We start from the raw sequence: 514 nt of genomic DNA, 5'->3' as shown, positions 1-514 counted from the left end.
CCGTGCAAGTCGGACATCACGTGCAATCGCCTAGATCCGATAGCTCATTGCTGGAATGGATGTGCCGATTTCAAAAGCGCAACAAGCTGGCTTTGTTGATTCGTTCCCGTCTTGCGAAAGATACGGTTCAAATAAGTGCGCACGGTCGAGAATTGCAGGCCGGCTTCAGCCGCCGCCGCCTGCAGATTAAGGCCCTTGGCCAGCGCGGTGGCAAGCCGCACTTCCGCCGCCGTCAGGTCGAACAGGCCGGTCAATATGGTCGGCGAGGGCACCAGCGTGCTGGCACTGATCGCGGTGGCGACAATGAGCAGATCGCAGCCGCCAAAGAGGTCATGCGCGTCCGCGTCCTGCTTGAGCGGCAGGACATGCACCACGACCGGCGGAGGCAAGGCGCTGCGCAGCGGAATGGAGCGCGAAACGGGTTCGCCGTCGCGAGCCTGCACGGCCATCTGGAACAAACGGTTGCTTTCCGGATTGGCAAGGGCGATACCGCCGAACGCCGTCGCCACGAAGA

General features: G+C 61.9%; 1 pseudogene. It reads right to left on the bottom strand.

The window, feature by feature from the left end:
- Nucleotides 1-44: 44 nt before the first annotated feature.
- Nucleotides 45-514: pseudogene (locus tag EN932_RS37590) on the bottom strand (helix-turn-helix transcriptional regulator); the annotation flags it as partial.

It is taken from the genome of Mesorhizobium sp. M7A.F.Ca.US.002.01.1.1 (genome assembly GCF_004022955.1).
GTDB lineage: Bacteria > Pseudomonadota > Alphaproteobacteria > Rhizobiales > Rhizobiaceae > Mesorhizobium > Mesorhizobium ciceri.
The sequence above is the reverse complement of the archived record's forward strand: the minus strand, read 5'-3'. Positions and strand labels throughout refer to the sequence as shown.